This is a genomic window from Streptococcus sp. Z554 (assembly GCF_053010305.1).
This window is the reverse complement of sequence record NZ_JBRKNV010000006.1, coordinates 67987-87411: the sequence shown is the minus strand read 5'-3', so window position 1 is coordinate 87411 and position 19425 is coordinate 67987. Positions and strand designations below refer to the sequence as shown.

At 41.4% G+C, this 19425-nt stretch carries 15 protein-coding genes; all 15 read right to left on the bottom strand.

What is annotated here, in order from left to right:
- Positions 1–207: 207 nt before the first annotated feature.
- Positions 208–1092: an ROK family protein gene (locus tag ACVC7R_RS06595; RefSeq protein ID WP_447264021.1), complete on the bottom strand. Its 885-nt coding sequence runs from the start codon at positions 1090–1092 to the stop codon at positions 208–210.
- A 15-nt stretch (positions 1093–1107) separates the two neighbouring features.
- Positions 1108–2025 carry a dihydrodipicolinate synthase family protein gene (locus ACVC7R_RS06590; protein WP_049548138.1) on the bottom strand — a complete coding sequence of 306 codons (918 nt, stop codon included), beginning with the start codon at positions 2023–2025 and terminating at the stop codon, positions 1108–1110.
- A gap of 166 nt (positions 2026–2191) precedes the next feature.
- Entirely contained in the window at positions 2192–2842 is a 651-nt protein-coding gene (locus ACVC7R_RS06585) for a YesL family protein (RefSeq protein WP_447264020.1), read from the bottom strand.
- Between the two features lie 20 nt (positions 2843–2862).
- Positions 2863–3315 carry a YhcH/YjgK/YiaL family protein gene (locus ACVC7R_RS06580; RefSeq protein WP_447264019.1) on the bottom strand — a complete coding sequence of 151 codons (453 nt, stop codon included), beginning with the start codon at positions 3313–3315 and terminating at the stop codon, positions 2863–2865.
- Between the two features lie 256 nt (positions 3316–3571).
- On the bottom strand, positions 3572–4411 hold the full coding sequence (locus ACVC7R_RS06575) for a carbohydrate ABC transporter permease (protein ID WP_004250812.1): 840 nt from the start codon (positions 4409–4411) through the stop codon (positions 3572–3574).
- Between the two features lie 16 nt (positions 4412–4427).
- Positions 4428–5294 (bottom strand): carbohydrate ABC transporter permease, encoded by an 867-nt coding sequence (locus ACVC7R_RS06570; RefSeq protein WP_447264048.1) that lies wholly within the window; start codon positions 5292–5294, stop codon positions 4428–4430.
- Between the two features lie 233 nt (positions 5295–5527).
- Complete coding sequence (locus ACVC7R_RS06565) at positions 5528–6862, bottom strand: ABC transporter substrate-binding protein (protein WP_447264018.1); 1335 nt, start codon at positions 6860–6862, stop codon at positions 5528–5530.
- 116 nt (positions 6863–6978) lie between these two features.
- Positions 6979–7677: an N-acetylmannosamine-6-phosphate 2-epimerase gene (locus tag ACVC7R_RS06560; protein ID WP_447264017.1), complete on the bottom strand. Its 699-nt coding sequence runs from the start codon at positions 7675–7677 to the stop codon at positions 6979–6981.
- 281 nt (positions 7678–7958) lie between these two features.
- On the bottom strand, positions 7959–12110 hold the full coding sequence (locus tag ACVC7R_RS06555) for an SIALI-17 repeat-containing surface protein (RefSeq protein ID WP_447264016.1): 4152 nt from the start codon (positions 12108–12110) through the stop codon (positions 7959–7961).
- Positions 12111–12457: 347 nt separating this feature from the next.
- Positions 12458–13441, bottom strand: a complete 984-nt coding sequence (locus ACVC7R_RS06550; protein ID WP_447264015.1) for an acetylxylan esterase — start codon at positions 13439–13441, stop codon at positions 12458–12460.
- Between the two features lie 311 nt (positions 13442–13752).
- A complete protein-coding gene (recG, locus tag ACVC7R_RS06545) occupies positions 13753–15843 on the bottom strand; it encodes an ATP-dependent DNA helicase RecG (RefSeq protein ID WP_447264014.1) in 2091 nt (696 codons plus the stop codon).
- Entirely contained in the window at positions 15794–16897 is a 1104-nt protein-coding gene (alr, locus tag ACVC7R_RS06540) for an alanine racemase (RefSeq protein ID WP_447264013.1), read from the bottom strand. The genes recG and alr overlap by 50 nt, the downstream gene beginning before the upstream one ends.
- Positions 16887–17249 carry a holo-ACP synthase gene (gene acpS, locus ACVC7R_RS06535; RefSeq protein ID WP_447264047.1) on the bottom strand — a complete coding sequence of 121 codons (363 nt, stop codon included), beginning with the start codon at positions 17247–17249 and terminating at the stop codon, positions 16887–16889. Before acpS ends, alr begins: the two co-directional genes overlap by 11 nt.
- A gap of 44 nt (positions 17250–17293) precedes the next feature.
- Positions 17294–18325: a 3-deoxy-7-phosphoheptulonate synthase gene (locus ACVC7R_RS06530; protein WP_447264012.1), complete on the bottom strand. Its 1032-nt coding sequence runs from the start codon at positions 18323–18325 to the stop codon at positions 17294–17296.
- Position 18326: 1 nt separating this feature from the next.
- Positions 18327–19358 (bottom strand): 3-deoxy-7-phosphoheptulonate synthase, encoded by a 1032-nt coding sequence (locus ACVC7R_RS06525; protein WP_447264046.1) that lies wholly within the window; start codon positions 19356–19358, stop codon positions 18327–18329.
- Positions 19359–19425 lie beyond the last annotated feature (67 nt).

The following is a 19425-nucleotide window of genomic DNA, read 5'->3' as shown; positions in this document are numbered from 1 at the left end:
AGTTTTTACTCTGTTTAAATCCATTTTAGAAATCGCTTACATTTTTTCTGAATAAAAAAATGACTTGATTTTACAACCGCTTTTTCGAGATTTCTCAGTATAATAAATATACTATATTATCCCAAGAAATGCAAGGGCTTCCAAAGTTTTATTAAACTTTTACCTAGCTTTTTCCCTGCCAAAAAACCCTAAATTGGCAAAGCCAATTTAGGACTGTTTGGTTTTGAAATGATAATAAGCACCGAGCATGCCAGCAGTATTCTGATGGTGGGCAAATTCAAGTCGAGTCTTGTCTGCCAAGCTTGGAACAAGCGAATCTTTCAAAGCCTTACGGATTTTTGGTTTCAAAATTGCTTCTTGCCCCATGATACCACCACCAAGGATGACTACTTCTGGATTGGCTACATAACAAATATTCGCGAGCCCCTTTCCAAGGTAGTCAACCATGCGGTCAATTCCCTCCATACAGAGTTTGTTGCCCTCGGTTGCTTCCTTGAAAATTCGGCGACCATTCCAATGTTCTACCTCATCACCATGTGCATCAGCCACATACTTAACAAGCGCGGTCGTAGAAGCTAAATCTTGGAAGTCTCCATCTTGCATATGCAAGTAGCCAACTTCACAGGCAGAATTACTAAAGCCATGAAAAACTTGACCATCAATGATTAAACAACCACCGATACCTGTTCCAATTGTCAAGCAAAGGGTAATACTTGCGTCCTTTCCAGATCCTGAGACAGCTTCAGCAAGCCCTGCACAGTTAACATCATTTTCAATTTCACAAGGAATGTTAAAGCTTTCTTCAATTTCCTTTTTAAATTGGGTTCCGGCATAATTTGGAATCTGTGGACCAGCGTAGAAAATCTCACCCTTATCAGGATCAACCATTCCCGCAGAGGAAATGGCTACACCTGATACTGGTCCTTTTTCTAGATAGCTAGCAACGATATCTTTTGTTTTCTGCAAGATGTGTGGACCACCCTTGTGAGCCTCAGTCGCTACTTCGTTAGACTCTACAAGTTGTCCATCCTGGTCGATCAAACCATATTTGATATTAGTTCCACCAATATCAATTGCAACGTAATTAGTCATAAAGCCTCCTATTGATTAGAGGAAACGCTCCTTAGTTTCACGAATCAATGCCGCAGCTGCTTCTACAACTGGACGATCTTCTTCGGTCACTGGTGTAAGTGGAGAACGAACTGATCCGATGTTAAGTCCTTCATTGATTTTCAAGACTTCTTTAATGACACAGTACATATTACCATGAGCTGCAGTCAATTTACCAATGATAGCGTTGATAGCGTATTGCAATTCACGCGCTGTTTCTAGGTCCTTATCCGCAATCAATTGGTTGAGTTTCAAGAAGAGTTCTGGCATAGCGCCATAAGTACCACCGATACCAGCTTTTGCTCCCATGAGACGTCCGCCTAAGAACTGCTCGTCTGGACCGTTAAAGACGATATGGTCATCGCCACCAAGACTAACAAAAGTTTGGATATCTTGAACTGGCATTGAAGAATTTTTAACACCAATGACACGTGGGTTTTTCAACATTTCTGTGTAAAGACTTGGAGTCAAAGCAACACCTGCCAATTGAGGAATGTTGTAGATAACATAGTCTGTGTTTGGTGCAGCAGCACTGATATCGTTCCAGTATTTAGCAACTGAGTACTCAGGCAAGCGGAAGTAAATTGGCGGGATTGTTGCGATAGCATCAACACCCAAACTTTCAGCATGGCGAGCCAACTCAATACTATCTTTTGTATTGTTGCAAGCTACGTGAGCAATGATGGTCAATTTACCTTTGGCAACTGCCATAACTTCTTCCAAGATCAATTTGCGGTCTTCTACGCTTTGGTAGATACATTCACCTGAAGAACCATTGACATAAAGACCTTGAACACCTTTATCAATAAAGTATTGAACCAAGGCACGAGTACGTTCTGGACTTACTTCACCCGCATCATCATAACATGCGTAGAAGGCAGGAATGACACCTTCATATTTTTTTAAATCTGACATAGATTTCTCCTAAAATTTCTTTTTTTCTCTGCACTGGGCAGATGATTGTTTACTATTTTAGTATACACCTTGTAAAAAGCGCTTTCAATACATATCAGCCACTTAGATTTTAATTTCTATTCATCTCACCAAGCTTTTCTTGTTTGAAAGTAGTTTCATATTGTTTTCAATTCTCTTGATATTTAGCAAACAATTTTTCCATTAATCCTGCTTGGCAAAAGGCAAGAAGACCAAAGCCAAAGAGTAGAAATGCTGAACCACCAAGCACTAGAGTAAAGCCTGATAGATAGAGAAGCATGATGATTAAGAAAATAATCGCAAGCATCAAGAAGAACCAAACGAAGTTAAAGCTGACTAAGAGCAAGCCCTTTTGAAGGACTTCTTTCCAAGTCAAGTCATAGCGCGCTGCAATTGGATAGCTAGCCAACATAACTAGGGTTAAAAATATCAGTATTCCCAAGCAAATGGCTTTAATGAGCTGAAAGGCGATACCCGTTTGACTCCAGAATAATGATAAATCAACGACACTAATCAGAAAGATTCCTAATTCCAACAAACCTAACTGAAAACCTAATTTCAAATTTTGCTTGAAGGCTCTGATATAGATTTTGAAAACAGGAACGCGACGGCTGCGCTTAACTTCAAAGATTGTCTGATAGAGACTGATCTTAGCTACTCCGATCGTCACAATAGGCAAACAAGACACGACAAAGAGCAGGTTAACCGTCACAATATCCAAAACCTTCTCGCAAAAACGCATCAGAAAATTATCCGTATCGAATGCTGCTTTTATCAATCCAGATCCTTTATGTGCCATTGTTTGCTCCTCCTAACTGACTAATCGATTAAAATTTTAAATAAATATTTGCGAACTTTATCTTCCATACCTGCATAACCATTAGGTTGATGAGGCTCCCCTGGGAAGAAGACTGCAAAATTGTGATAACCCAACAAGAGTGGGTATTGTTCGTGACAATGAACAAAGCCAATATCACTGGTTTCATCAAAGGCTACAGCCTCATCTTTGATGCGAGAACCGTAGCTAGAATACTCATGTCCTTCAACTAACAAATGTAAGTCTGCATAGTTTTTATGATGCTCAAAGCGATCATTTTCTTCTTTATTGAGAACATTTTCCTGTACAACTAGAAAAACCTTATCGCCATCAATCTCATACTTCCCAAGTTCAAAAGAATCTTTGCGATGTTCATAGAGATAATCAATGGCCTTGTCTAGATTAGGATGAATTCCTTTGTAAAAGCTAATGTTTTTTAAATCGTCAAAAATCATAGTAATTTCCTTTACCTGATTGTTATCCCAGACATAAAATGTCTAGCCAGTAAGTTTATAAGTGTCTAACAAAACTTCATGAAGTAAGCAACTCCTCTCCATTTTGTAGACACTTATAAACCTATATTGTATTTCGATAGATATATTTTTCTATACTCAATGAAAATTGAAGAACAAACTAGGAAGCTAACCGCAGGCAATACTTAAGTATGGCAAGGTGACGCTGACGTAGTTTGAATTCAATTTTCGCAGAGTACTATCCTTTGACAGCTCCCATAGTAATCCCTTGAGTAAATGATTTTTGGAATACCAAGAAGACTGTTACGATTGGCACCGCTGCAAGGGCAGCACCCGCCATAATCAAACCATAGTTGGTTGCCATCTCGGCCTGCATGGTTGCAACCCCAAGTGAGATAGTCAAGTTGTTACGAGAAGTCAACATAACCAACTGCATGAAGTAGTCATTCCATGTATTGATGAAGGTAAAGATTGCAAGAGCTGCAAATCCTGGTTTCACGATTGGGAAGGCTACGCTCCAGAAAGTACGAATCTCACCGCATCCATCGATCTTAGCAGATTCAAGCAATTCTGTTGGAATGTTTTCGCTGAACTGTTTCATGAGGAAGACCCCAAATGGCCATCCGATCAAAGGCAAGATAACTGCCCAAAGAGTGTCGTGAATTCCCATGAAGTTAACGATACGTACCAATGGTACAAGGACAACTTGTTTTGGAAGAGCCATGGCAGCGATAAAGATAGCGAAGAGAATGCGTTGTCCATAGAAACGTTTCTTAGCCAATACATAACCTGCTAGGGATGAAGTTGCACAAACCAAGAACATGGTTACCAATGAAATGAAGACTGAGTTCCACATCCATTGCAAGGCTGGGTTTTGCACCATCAATTGTTGGAAGTTCTCCATTGTTGGAGCTTTCGGGAACCATTGTGGTGGAATCATAATGGTATCCGGTTGTGATTTGAAGGCACCTGTCAAAATCCAGTAGAATGGAAAGATAAACAGTACAGTCAATAAAAGCAAGAAGATGGTTGAAATAACAGTGAAGGCTGTTAAAGGTTTCTTTTGTGTAGATTGCATAGCTGTCTCCTTTCTATTAATATTCTACGTCGTTTCCAAGTACTTTAAATTGAACAAAGCTGACAATTGCGATCATAACTGCCAAGAATACACCAATAGTATTGGCATAGCCATACTCAGTCAATTGGAAGGCTTTCTCGTATAGGTAGTACATGAGAGTACTTGTTGAGTAGTTTGGACCACCTGAAGTCAACAGCTGAATCAAAGCGAAACACTGGAATGAGTTGATGGTTGTAATGATTGCGATATAAAGAGTTGTTGGAAGAAGACTTGGCCATTTAATCTTCCAGAAAACTTGTAACTCAGTTGCTCCGTCGACACGCGCTGCTTCAACAAGAGAGTTATCAATGTTTCCCATTGCTGCGATGTAAAGAATGATTGGTTGACCAACTGATGTTGTCAAAAGAATAATCATAATCGCCATCAAAGCCCAGTTTTTATCTCCTAACCAAGAAATGTTTTGGCTAATGATATGGCTTGACTTAAGCACGAAGTTCAAAATACCTGATAGAGGATCATAAATCCATTTCCATACAACCGTTACGGCAACACTACCTGTTACAACAGGGAGGAAGAAGACGAAACGATAGAAAGATCTAGCAACAGCATTTTGTTGGTAAGTTTGCGATGCTACAAAGAGCGAGAAGAGTACAACTACAGGTACAGAACCAATAACCAAGATAACGGTATTGATTAAAGACTTTACAAAGACTGGGTCTTTAAACATACGGATATAGTTGTCCAATCCTATAAATTCAAAGCTTGTCATCGAATAGTTAAAGAAACTAGTGATGAATCCCATGATCATTGGAGCTAGGACAAAGACGGTAAAGAAGATTAATACTGGTGCTAAGAAAGCATAAGAAACAATTGTTTCTCTCATGCGAATTTTATTGACTTTCACAGTTGGCACCTCACTTTCAAATAGTTTTTGTTTTTCGACTGTCATCTGACATTGATGTAAAATCAAAATGAAATTTTTTCCAAGATAAACCTATGTAAGAACTTCATTTTAATTTTGACCTGTCAGTTCCTTACATTTTTTAAACAAAACTCCCCCTTTTCGTACACAGTTACGCACAGGGAAAAGGGGGGATTTTACTTTTTATTTAGGGCTTATTTTTTAGCTGCTTTTTTGATGGTTTCATTCGCTTTTTCAGTGAATGTCTTCAAAGCTGCAGCAGGTTCTTCGTCACCATTAGATACTGATTGCAACATTGGGAACCAAAGTGTTCTCATTTCAGCAAATCCGTCAATTGTGTTGTAGTATGGAGCGTAGTATTTAGTCCAACCACTGATTGTTTCCATACGTTTGTCATCGTAAAGTTTACCAAATGAAGTACGAACTGGGAATGCTCCTGTGCGAACTACGTCTTTAGGACCCCACTCTTTATCATCTGCGATGAATTGGATGAATTTCTTAGCTGCGGCAACTTTCTTTTCATCCTTGTTGTTGAATACTGCAAATCCGTTTACAAGGTATTCAAGAGCTGGTTTACCTGAGTCAGATGGGAATGGTACTTCAACCACTTCAACCTTACTTGCTTCCAACAATTTAGCTTGGATACCGTTTTGAGCTGGAGCCCAAAGGATAGTGTAAGAAGTTTGACCGTTTGCAAAGTTTTGGATGTCTGCTCCACCGTCAAATTGTGAACCGTTGTTCAACAAACCATCTTTAATCCAGCTAGTTGCTTTTTCAAGACCTTTGACGAATTTAGGATCGTCAGTTGTGTATTTAGTAACTTCTTTGTCTGTTACAGAACCGCCGTAAAGGTTAGCGATGAAGGCACGTGTTCCTTGGTCTCCCCCTTGACCAGAACTGAACAATGAACCTGGAGTGTAGCCTTTATCTTTAAGTGCTTTCAAGACTTTTTCGAAATCATCTGTTGTCCAACCTTCTTTAACAAGGTCAGCTACACCAGCATCTTCCAACATTTTCTTGTTCATTGCCATGTAGAATGGTGCTGAACTGATTGGATACATGTAAGCTTTATCGCCAGCTTTACTTGCTTGGATGATGTTTTCGTTGTTAACATCTTTCACAAATTCGTCTGTGAAAAGATCGTTCAACTCAGCCAATTTACCATTTTTACCGTAATTGATGATACGACCTGGTGCATCGAAAAGTACATCTGGAGCAGTTCCAGCTTCAATAGCTGTCGTGATTTTTTCTGGACCAGATTTGAAGTCGATTGTTTCTAGTTTAACTTTGATATCTGGGTTTGCTTTTTCGAAAGCTTCGATGATAGATTTTTCATAAGTTCCTACACCGTCACCTGTTTTTTCTTGTGTGAAGACAGGGAATGCCCACCAAGTAATTTCTGTAGTTGCAGCAGCAGAGTCGCCACCTGATTTAGCCGCATCTTTGTTAGCGTCTGATTTGCCACAAGCAGCAAGGGAAAGAACAGCAGCACCCGCAAGTACTGTACAAGCTAGTTTTCTAAATTTCATTAGTATTCTCCTAAATGATGATAAGCGTATCCGAAACGGATAGTGAGTATTGACAACTTTGTATACGTTTACATTTTATTTTGCGAATCAACCACTCTCCTCGTGTTTTAATTGTCTTATTTGAGACCCGCAACAAATCGTTCCGTAATCTCTTTTGGTCTAGTAATGGCTCCACCAACTACAATGCCTCGCACTCCGTAACCTAAGATCTGCTTAGCCTGTTCTGGTGTATGAATTTTCCCTTCTGCGATAACATCTACTCCGGCATCGCAAAGTTTCTTAATCAATTCAAAGTCTGGACCATCCACTTTTGGACTATAAGATGTGTAGCCTGACAAGGTGGTTCCAACAAAGTCGATTCCTGCTTCAACTGCTGTTAGGCCTTCTTCAAAGGTACTGATATCAGCCATCAATAGTTGATCTGGATATTTTTCTTTGACTTGTCGGATAAAATCTTGAATTTCCAAACCATCATAACGTTCTCGTTTGGTACAATCAAGTGCAATAACTTCAATGTCAAGAGCCGCTAATTCATCAACTTCTTTCATAGTAGCAGTGATGAATGGTTCCTGTGGTGGATAATCACGTTTGATAATTCCGATAATCGGAAGTTTTGTGACCTCTTTGATTTCTTTAATATCCCGAACACTGTTTGCTCGGATACCGACTGCTCCACCCTGCTCAGCCGCTTTGACTAACAAGGGGATTACACCTCCCGCTTCTGTGTAGAGCGGTTCGTGAGGAAGTGCCTGACAAGAAACGATGATTCCATCTTTAATCTGCTCAATCAAGGCTTCTTTACTGATCTGTGGCATCCACTTTCCTCCTTTTCTTTTTTCTTATGAGCCTATTATATATCATTTTTAAAGCGCTTTCAAGAACTTGTACTAGAATAGATTGAAGTTTCAAAACAATTTTATGAAACAGAATCTCCTGAAAGTAGTTTCAGAGAAATTATTCTCCTTTGAATTTCCTTGCATCCCCACCCTAATCTTCGTTTTTTATAAATAAAGAGCCTGTAGCAACTGAGTGCTACAGACCCTCTAAGTATAAGTCTAATTCTTTTTATAGAGACTTTTTAGATTCAATGTTGCCATTAATCTTCTTTTTTCTTAGCCATTCCAAACAAACCGAGAAGCATTCCAACCATTCCTACAGATACTAGAGGAGTTGAAACCTCACTTCCTGTTGCAGGGAGAGTTGCTTGTTGTGGTTGAGCTGCTGGAGCTTGATATGTCTTGTCTTGCTGTGCTATTAAAGTGACAAGCGGTTTTTCTTCAACCTTATATTCCGGAAGTTCGTTTTTGGCTGCTTCGACTGCATTTACTCCGCCTGTGAATTCTGGAAGTTCATGCTTAAGGGCTTGAACTGCATTTGCTCCACCTGTGAATTCTGGGACTTCATGAACTGCTGCTTCGACTGCATTTGCTCCGCCTGTATATTCTGGAAGTTCATGCTTGAGCGCTTGAACTGCGTTGACGCCGCCTGTGAATTCTGGGAGTTCATGAACTGCTGCTTCCTCACCATTGACGCCACCTGTGAATTCTGGAACTTCTACTGTTGGCGCTGCTTCGTCACCTACTGTTGCACTAGGAGCAGAGTATTCAGGAAGCTCTGCTACAGCCGCTTCCTCGCCATTGACACCACCTGTGAATTCTGGAACTTCTACTGTTGGCGCTGCTTCGTCGCCTACTGTTGCACTTGGAGCAGTGTATTCAGGAAGTTCTGCTACAGCCGCTTCGTCGCCATTGACACCACCTTCGAATTCTGGAACTTCTACTGTTGGCGCTGCTTCCTCACCTACTGTTCCAATAGGTTCAGTGTACTCAGGAAGCTCTGCTACAGCCGCTTCCTCGCCATTGACACCACCTTCAAATTCTGGAACTTCTACTGTTGGTGTTGCTTCGTCGCCTACTGTTGCAATAGGTTCAGTGTACTCAGGAAGCTCTGCTACAGCCGCTTCCTCGCCATTGGCACCACCTGTGAATTCTGGAACTTCTACTGTTGGCGCTGCTTCCTCACCTACTGTTGCACTAGGAGCAGAGTGTTCAGGAAGCTCAGCCTCAGTTGCTTCGTTACCATTGACATCACCTGTGAATTCTGGAACTTCTACTGTTGGTGCTGCTTCGTCGCCTACTGTTGCAATAGGTTCAGTGTACTCAGGAAGCTCTGTTACTGCTGCTTCGTCACCATTGACACCACCTGTGAATTCTGGAACTTCTACTGTTGGCGCTGCTTCGTCACCTACTGTTGCACTAGGAGCAGAGTGTTCAGGAAGCTCAGCCTCAGTTGCTTCGTCACCATTGACATCACCTGTGAATTCTGGAACTTCTACTGTTGGTGCTGCTTCGTCGCCTACTGTTCCACTAGGAGCAGTGTATTCAGGAAGCTCTGCTACAGCCGCTTCCTCGCCATTGACACCACCTTCGAATTCTGGAACTTCTACTGTTGGTGCTGCTTCGTCGCCTACTGTTCCAATAGGTTCAGTGTACTCAGGAAGCTCTGTTATAGCCGGTTCGTCACCATTAACTCCATTCGTAAGTTTAGTACCTACCACAGATACTGGTAAGTTATGCATACTTTCAATTGCACCCGCTTCAATAGCTTTAACTTTTTGACCGATATCTTCAGGAGCTATTGTAAATAGGAGAGTCTTCGTATCATACTGAGTCATGAAGGTTGCAGTCTTACCATTAGCTAGTTTGAGAGTTGGAGCTTGGTTTACCAAGACTTCTGAATCAAACTCCATAGCAATAATGCCTGGCCATTTTTCCATAGCCTGTGTAACTTTCACTTCTTTAGGAGCAAGTCTCTCTTTAGTTAGATAATCCCAGTTGAATTTCTTAAATGATAAAGTATATGGATTGCCACCCACTTCGTGGTGCTCATATAAGAGACCAAATTCTTTTGGACCGATTTGTTGAAGTGAGTTATAAGCGTACTCCCCTTCTTGAATCAGATGGTGGTGAAGCCAGGTCAACTCGCCATCTTCTTCTACACGTGCTACGCGAATGTAACCATTCTTACGACCTGGTCCATTAGCATTTGCTAGAAGGATATACTCCTTACCATCTTGAACCGTATGAGTCGCCGCCATTTGAACATAAACATCGGGTACATCATAGCGTGCTACATAGTTGTCCCATGTAATACCACCATCATTACTTGTCGCAACTTGCAAATCACCAGTCAAACCACGCATAAAGAGTTTTAACTGACCATTATTCAATTGAACAACAGAAGCTTCTGTATTTTGAGCGTAGTAATTGTTCATGTTACTTGAATCAACTACTGTGCCATCATGAAGTGTACGGTTGTCATTGACACCGCCACCCATATGCCAAGTCTTACCATGGTCATCTGAATAGATAATGCGAGATGATTGAGAACCGTTGAGGTGGTGGGTTCTGTTTGTCGTATAGACAGGGACAACAATCCGACCTTTATGAGGTCCATTCTGAAGGGTAATGCCCACTCCAGGTCCCACACCTAAGAATTTCATCCAATCAGCTTTGACCATTGGAGTAATATCTTGTGGCGCAGACCAAGTCTTCCCATCATCATCACTATAAGACATCCATAGGTAGCTGTCTTTAGCAATTCTAAATGGAGAAGTTTTATTGCTTGTAAAGTAGATATTTCCTAGTAGCTGCTCACCTTGATAAAGGTCACCTTTATCGCTATATCCAGGCTTAACAGGATTTACAACAACACGGTAATCCGTTGCCTGACCATCTGGTGTGTAGACAAGCCCATTTTCACGAATCGTATAGGCTCCATTTTCTCCTTCACGATATAGAATTTGATAGGTTTTTCCATCAATTTCCTTATAGGCAACTTCTCTTTCAGAAGACATTCCGAAGATTCCTTTACCTTCTGGGAACATATCGTAGACTGAGAAGATTCGTTTGGTTTCCGAATCTTGGACTAAAACCATGTCGATATTTACTGGTGAACCGATGTTTGGATCCTTGGCTTTTGGATTGTCACGTAGATTCGTAAGAGTGATGCGATCGCTCCACGTTTGGCCCTTGTCTTCACTTCGTTTGACGACCATACCGATATCACCCCAGTCATAGTGGTGTAAGCGGCGTTCGTCAGCACCAGCAATCAAAGTTCCCTTGTCAGTCTTAAGGAGGGCTGGAATACGATAGCTATTAATACCATCTGGATTTGACTGCCCATTTTTACCCGCTGTAAAGACATCTGTTTTTTTAGAAATTTCAGCCCCTTCTGGAAGTTCTTGCCCCAAGTCTCCTCTTTCAAATAATTGACTTCGTGTTTGAACTTCATCTTGTGTTAAGGCACGGTCGTAAACTGTTAAATTACGAACTTGTAGATTTGAGCCCCAAACTGTCTTGTTTCCTCGTTTGGTCGCTCCGATTTGAACGTGATTCACATCTGGCATATCTTTGATGAATTTCCCAGATTTTAGACTTGTTCTGGATAAGACACCATTTACATATAAACGAACTCTTCCAGTAGGGACTTCAGTTGTTGGTTTTTCCACAGTAAAGGTAACTGAATTCCACTGACCAGGGCGAACCTTTAATGGCGCATCCGTGTATTTATCATAGAATTGTGTACCATTTGCATCACGTCCTTCGATAAGGGCTGTGTTATCAAAGACTGACATGGTGAAGTACTCATTTTCCTTGGTATCACTTGACACAGAGAAAAGATTGTAAAAACGTGGTGCAGATGCGTCTGGTTTGAACTCCATATGCACTGTTGCATCTTGAAGTTTCTTTAATTTACCCAAATCACTTGTAAGATCATCTCGCTGATTATTTTCTGCATTGATAGTAACGTCATTTTTTTCTACGACAGTGTTGACATTTTCCAATTCTCTTGAGTAATAATCCCTAGCAAGTGCTACTTGGTTCTCAGTTTCTTCTGCATTTCCAGTTTCTGCAGCTGGAGTCTCTGCTGGAGTTTCAGTTTCTGTTGGTTTTTCAGAGCCCGGATTTGCTTGCAACTCCTCACGGTTAACTTCTGTTCCTTTATCTGTCGCTGTTGCCAACTTATCAGCAAGTTCCTTATCTAAGTTAGCTAGATTTCCTGTTTCTACTTCTTTTGGCAATTCTGGCAAAGCTTGTCCAGCTGTTTCACCACTAGTTGCTGGAGCTTCTTGAGCTAAAACTGGTGAAGCACCAAAAACAACTGCTCCAATGACTACTGATGCAGCTCCTACTGTAAACTTTCTAATTCCAAAACGTTGTTTCCGTTCAAAATCTCTCTGTGTCATATTTTTCCTTTCTTTTTACAAAAATAAAGCGCTTTCTTTTTTACTTAAAAATTTTTGCCTCCAGGGCATATATCGTGTAAAGAAACTATATTGTTGATGGGTTTCCCCATTCTTTTTCATCTGAAATGTGGTTGCCCTTATTTACTTCCTTCCAGTAAGCAACCATTTTACTCCTTTCGACTTGATGTTACATTTATTATATAATAAATATTACAAATAATAGCCTTCATAATCTATAATAGAATTTACTTTCAGATATATTTTTATGTTTCAAGTTTTTTGAAACTACTTTCTGTATCCTTCGACAAAGAAAGCCCTGTTTTTGGCAGGGTTCTTTTTACATATTTTTAGTGACCAACATAGGTAAAGGGAATTTCGCTCCCACACAACCAATTGTAGACCTGGTCGTTAACATGGACATTCATAGCTTCATGTGCATATTCAGGCATGAGACGATAACTCTTCTCACAAGTCAAACGATTGTAGATGGCGAATTGAGTGATCGGATAGCAGACATCGTCATCAAGCCCTGTAATCATTCTCACCTCACCTTTTATTCGAGGGGCAAGATTTTTCACATCAATATAGCCAAGTGTTTCCATGATTTGCTCTTCTGTCTCATGGAATGGATCATGAAACTTAAAGTAACGGAAGAGTTCATCATAGGCTTCACTCGTATTTCCAATCTCTAGCACGCGTCTAAAATCTGACAAGAATGGGTAGATAGCAACTGTTCGCTTAATCCGTGGATTGAGGCCTGCAGCCACTAAAGCCAAGGCTCCTCCTTGTGAAGCTCCATAACTAGCCAGTTGCTCTTCATCCACTTGTGGGAGACTAGCTACAATCTCAATCAATTGATAAATATCTAGATAAACATCCTTATAGAAGAGTTGCTCTTTCCCTTCAACAGCACCACGGATGATTTGTCCCTTAACTGTATTTCCCAACGGAGAACGCAAACCATCTTGTGAATATCCAGATTGCCCTCTGACATCCATAGAAACGACACCATAACCAGCGACCGTAAAGGCTAGCATATCTGTCCAATCCCAGCAACGTCCCATATAACCATGGAAGTGGAAAATGACCGGTACTTTCTTTTCTGATTTTGGTAAGACTACACGCGCATAAACAAGTCCGTCACGTGTACCTTTAAAGGTAAGCTCATAGCATTTCACATTTGGGATATGAAAGTCTCCTTCCTCTAGTTGGTAGTCTGGCAAGACCGAAACCTTCTCAATCTCACCATCCCAAAAAGCATCAAAATCTTGAGGAATTTCATCCCTTCCTCTGTATGTTTTCATTTCTTCTATTAATGCTGGATTTCTCATAAAACTCTCCTTTGTTTTGCAACCGTTATCACAACTGTAGCACATATAGGGAAGCAATGCAAGAAAGAACGGTAAATGGAAAGTGTTTTTAAGGTCTAGCTCCCGCAAGAATCCTCTTGAAAGTAGTTTTAAACAGATAAAAAAGAGCGATTTCGCTCTTTTTCTTAATATTTAGGAGAAGGTTGAGTTACCTTTTGGAATGTCTTTTGATACGTTACTTGAATAGTCATGGGAGAGTCCTCGTTTCTTTTTGATGACTCTAGTATAGATAGTCAATCTGAAAGCAAACTTAAGATTTTCTTAGAAAAAGCTTAATCCAAATACTCTTTCTTCTCCAGATGTAAGGCAATCATGTGCCACTCTGGATCCTCTCGCCAGTTAGGTAGAGAGCTGATATAGCTGGCTACCTTACGAGCTTCCTCAAGTATTGGGAAGTCCTCAATAATATCAGCTACATGAAACTCTGGCAGACCTGACTGTTTAGTTCCAAAAATTTCACCAGAACCTCGCATTTTCAAATCTTCCTCTGCAAGGATAAAACCATTGGTCGTCTCCGTCATGATGCGCATACGGTCCTTTCCAGAGTCAGTCTTGGGATTAGCCACTAGAACTGCATAGGACTGCTTATCTCCTCGACCGACACGACCTCTAAGCTGGTGAAGTTGACTCAGTCCAAAACGATCAGCATCCATGATAATTATGACGGTCGCATTGGGAACATTGACCCCAACCTCGATCACCGTTGTAGACACCAAAATGTCAGTTTTTCTCTCTTTGAAATCCTGCATAATCTTGTCTTTTTCATCACTCTTCATCTTACCATGTAAGAGAGCAACTTTTGCTTTCCCAGAAAAATGACTTGTCAACTCCTCTGACAGAGCAATCGCATTTTTAAGGTCCAAAGCTTCAGATTCTTCAATCAAAGGAGAAATAACATAGGCTTGAGAACCATTTTGAATCTCTCCCTCCAACCAAGTCAAGACCTGTGGCAACTGCTCATGCTTGGTCCAACGAGTTACGATTGGTTTGCGTCCAGCAGGCATCTGATCAATAATAGAAACATCCATATCCCCAAAGGCAGTGATGGCTAAGGTCCGTGGTATGGGAGTTGCCGTCATCATGAGGACATCTGGATTTTCCCCTTTTTCACGTAAAATACGCCTTTGTCCCACACCAAAGCGGTGTTGCTCATCAATGATAATCAAGCCGAGTCGAGCATAGTCTACTCCATCCTGTATAAGAGCATGGGTTCCGACAATCACATCTGCTTCCCCCTTGGCAATGGTTTCCAAGACCTTGCGTTTTTCTGCAGCTTTCAGTGACCCTGTCAGCAGAGCTAATTTCAAATCAGGAAAGAGACTCTCTAGACTTTCAAAATGCTGCTCTGCAAGAATCTCTGTTGGAACCATGAGGGCAGCCTGGTAACCAGCCGTTACAGTAGCATACATGGCTAGACCTGCAACAACTGTTTTCCCGCTACCAACATCCCCTTGTAAGAGTCGATTCATGTGATGGTCCGACTTCATATCTGTTAGGATTTCTTGCAGACTCTTTTCTTGAGCTTGGGTCAAGGCAAAAGGCAATTTCTCTTTAACTGCAGTTAATGTTTTCTGAGACCAGTTCAAGACCAGACCACTTCCATGAACCTTATTTTCAGACTTGAGGGTCTGTAATTGCATTTGGAAATAAAAGAGTTCCTCAAATTTGATTCGACGGAGAGCCTGTTTATATTCTGCCAAATCCTTAGGAAAATGCATGGCACGAACAGCCTGACTACGAGGCATGAGTTTGTATTTATCTAGCAAGGACTGGGGGATGTTTTCTTCTATCAAGAGGTCCAGTCCTTGATCAAAGGCTGTCTTGATGACCTTAACAAGTCCTGCTTGACTGACGCCTTGCGCTAGGCGATAGACAGGTTGGAGGTCATCCTCGACTTGGGCTAAAACCTTCATGCCTGTAAGACTAGCCTTGGCACGATCCCACTTACCAAAGACGGCTAGAGTCGCACCTAGTTCAATCTTGTCTGCTAGGTAGGGTTGATTAAAAAAGTTAACCGCAAAAACAACCTCTCCCTGTTTGAGGCTAAAGCGCAGGCGATTCCGCTTAAAACCATAATACTGAACACTAGCTGGTGTCACCACCTGACCAGACAGGACCGCCTTTTCACCGTCTTCTAGCTCGAGTACTTGCTTGGTCTTAAAATCTTCATAACGGAAAGGAAAGTAGAGCAAGAGATCTTGCAAGTTTTCAATTCCTAGTTTGGCGTACTTCTCTGCTGACTTTGGTCCCACACCAGGTAAGACATGCAAGGGTTGATGTAAATTCATGCTCCTCTCCTCTCCATTTGTTTTTTTAATAATATTCTCTCGGAATGCGATCACTGAGGAGACAAACCACCTCATAATTGATGGTTCCTCGGTAAACTGCTACATCTGTTGCAGTAATTTCTTTATCTCCGTCTGAGCCAATTAAAGTTACCTTGGTACCCAATGGATAAAGCTTAGGTAAGCGAATGGTGATTTGGTCCATGGATACACGCCCTACAATAGGACACAATTGGCCATCCACCAGAACTGAGAAATGCTGCATGTCTCGTGTCCAACCATCTGCATAACCAATCGGCAAAGTAGCAATGACTTGCTCACTGTCTGCCTGATAGGTCGCTCCGTAGCCCATACAAGCTCCAGTCTCTACTGTTTTGATATGAACGATGGCTGACTCCAAAGATAAGGCTGGTTTTAATTCATAAGGCAATTCCAAAACTTGTCCACTTGGATTGAGACCATACATGGAATCCCCCATGCGAACAGCATTAAAAATCGTTTCCGCATGCCAAAGGGTTGTAGCGGAGTTACTTGCATGAACCAGTTCTGGCAAATCTTTAAATTCTGCTAGAATGTCTTTGAAACGCTGCAATTGTTGTTCAAAGTAGATCTCTGACTTCTCATCTGCAGTCGCAAAGTGAGTAAAAATCCCTTCAACAGAGGCACCATGTTTCTTGAGTATAGTTTGGGCTTCTTCAGCCTCACTAGCACTTCTAAAGCCAATGCGTCCCATACCTGAGTCTATCTTCAGGTGAACGGTTAAGCCTGATAAGTCTGACTCAGTAGCAAGAACATTTTCAAGCCATTCCAATCCTGCTACGGTCAAGGTAATATCAAATTCTTGCGCTAGCGGAATTGATTCCACCTCGGATATTCCTAAAATGAGGATTTTCTTAGAAATCCCTGCCTGACGAAGTTCAATGGCTTCATCGATATTAGAAACGCAAAAACCATCTACATCATCCTGGATAGCAGTCGCAACAGCTACAGCCCCATGTCCATAGGCATTGGCTTTCACAACCGCCCATTTGAGGGTGCCTTTAGGAATGTGTGCTCCCATCTGTTGGATATTGTAGCGGATTGCTTCTAGATTAATAAGGGCCTTGGTTGGTCTATGTGGACTAGTTTTCATGATTTTCCTCCAAAATAACACTAGCTGTCACAAACTGTTCTGTATGGCTAATCGATAACCAAACATTTCCTGAAAATGGGGATTTGCTGAAGTAGGGAGCCCCTCTCTCATTGTTCAAAACTTCCAAGTCCTGAAAGCCCAGCTTGCCAATACCCGTTCCCATAGCCTTTGAAAAAGCCTCTTTAGCTGACCAACGACCAGCCAAATACTCGATCTGTCTACGACCTTTGAGACTAGCAAAGCGCTCCATTTCCTTGTCTGTCAAGACACGCTGCGCAAAACCTTCTCTTTTTTCAACTGCATTTTGTATGGAAGCTAATTCTTCGATATCGATTCCGTGTCCAACTATCATTTTCATCAAAAGGAGTTGAGAACCCCCAACTCCATCCTTTTCACTTATTTTGTTAAGGTAGAATAAATTTCTTCTACCAAGGCTACTGTATTTTCCCAGCCTAGACATGGGTCTGTAATGGAACGACCAAAGACTTCTGGTTGGTTTTGGCGACCATCCGCTAAGTAGGATTCAATCATGAAACCTCGAACTGTCTTCTTAATCTTTTCATTCCAGTCACGGTTGAGCAAGGTTTGACGAACAATTCGAACTTGCTCCATATATTGTTTCCCTGAATTATCATGGTTAGTATCAATCATGATAAAAGGATTTTCAAGGCCCATAGACTCGTAGTGACCGATAGCATTTAAGAGAGTTTCATAGTAGAAGTTTGGTTCATTCTTCCCGTATTCATTCATAGCTCCACGAAGGATGACGTGGGCCAGGGGATTTCCAGACGTTTCAACTTCTTGACCATGGAAAAGAAAGGTTTGTTTGTTTTGTGCAGCATAGATAGCATTAAACATCACAGATAGATTTCCAGAGGTGGGGTTTTTCATCCCCACAGGTGCATCAATCCCTGAAGCTACAAAACGGTGTTCTTGGTCTTCGACTGAACGCGCACCCACAGCATGATAGCTGACTAAATCGTCAACTAAGACGAGATTGGATGGATAAAGCATTTCATCCGCTGTGGTCAATCCAGTTTCTGTAATCACTCGATAATGAAGCTGACGAACAGCCTGCAAACCATTAATCAAACTTGGAGCTTTAGAAGTATCTGGCTGATGAACCAACCCCTTATAGCCATCTCCATTGGTACGTGGCTTTGCAGTATATACACGCATGACCATGAAAATCTTGTCCGCAACTTTTTTCTGCAAGTCTGCCAAACGGCGAGCATACTCCAGAACTGCTTCTTCATTGTCAGACGAACAAGGGCCAATGACCAAAAGAACACGGTCATCCTTTCCTGAAAGGATATCTGCTAGTTCTTGGTCACGACTTTCCTTATGTCGCAAGGTTTCTGCAGATAATTGTGTTGCCGCCTTAATCGCTTCAATATTGATTTCTTGGCCTTTCTCAATAAATGCCATCTTATTCTCCTAGTCTTTGGTAGATTTCACGAACAAGAGCTTCCGTGTTTTCCCATCCTAGACATGGATCCGTGATCGATTTACCAAAGACCTCAGGTTCGTTTTGACGACCATCTTCTAGATAAGACTCAATCATGAATCCACGAACATATTTTTTAATCTTTTCATTCCAGTCGCGGTTAATCAAGGTCTGGCGAACGATACGAATCTGCTCCATATACTGTTTCCCTGAATTATCATGGTTGGTATCAATGATAATAAATGGATTCTCAAGTCCCATCTTTTCATACTGAGCAATAGTATCCATCAAATTATCGTAGTAGTAGTTAGGAATGTTCTTCCCGTACTCGTTCAGAGCTCCACGGAGAATAGCGTGCGATAGAGGATTTCCAGTAGTCTCGACTTCTTTCCCTAGGAAAAGAAAACTCTGCTTGTTTTGAGCTGCATAAATACCGTTGAACATGACATTGAGATTTCCAGAGGTTGGATTTTTAAAACCAGTCGCAAAATCTGCTCCGCTGGCTACAAAACGGTGCTGTTGGTCTTCAACCGAACGAGCTCCAACCGCCATATAAGAAATCAAATCATCTACCAAGGGAAGGTTCTCTGGATACAACATTTCATCTGCCGTGGTCATTCCTGTTTCAGAAATAACGCGGTAGTGCAAATGGCGGACAGCTTTAATTCCATTGATAAGGCTTGGTGCCTCTTTGGCATTTGGCTGGTGAATCAAGCCCTTATAGCCATCACCATTGGTACGTGGTTTAGCTGTATAGACACGCATCACCATAAAGATACGGTCTTTTACTTCTTCTTGAAGTTTTGACAATCGCTTCGCATACTCAAGAACTGCCTCTTCATTGTCAGACGAGCAAGGGCCAATCACCAATAAAATACGTTGATCATCTCCTCGAATAATCGCTTCAAGCTCTTGGTCACGTTGGAGTTTGTTAGCAAGTACTTGTCCTTCTAATTTAGACAAACTACGAACCTCTTCAATATCAATTTTCGGACTTTTTGCTGTAAATACCATCATTCATCTCCTTATAAAGCAAACGGATGCCAAGCGAAAATTCACTTTTCACTAGGCATCCGCCTGA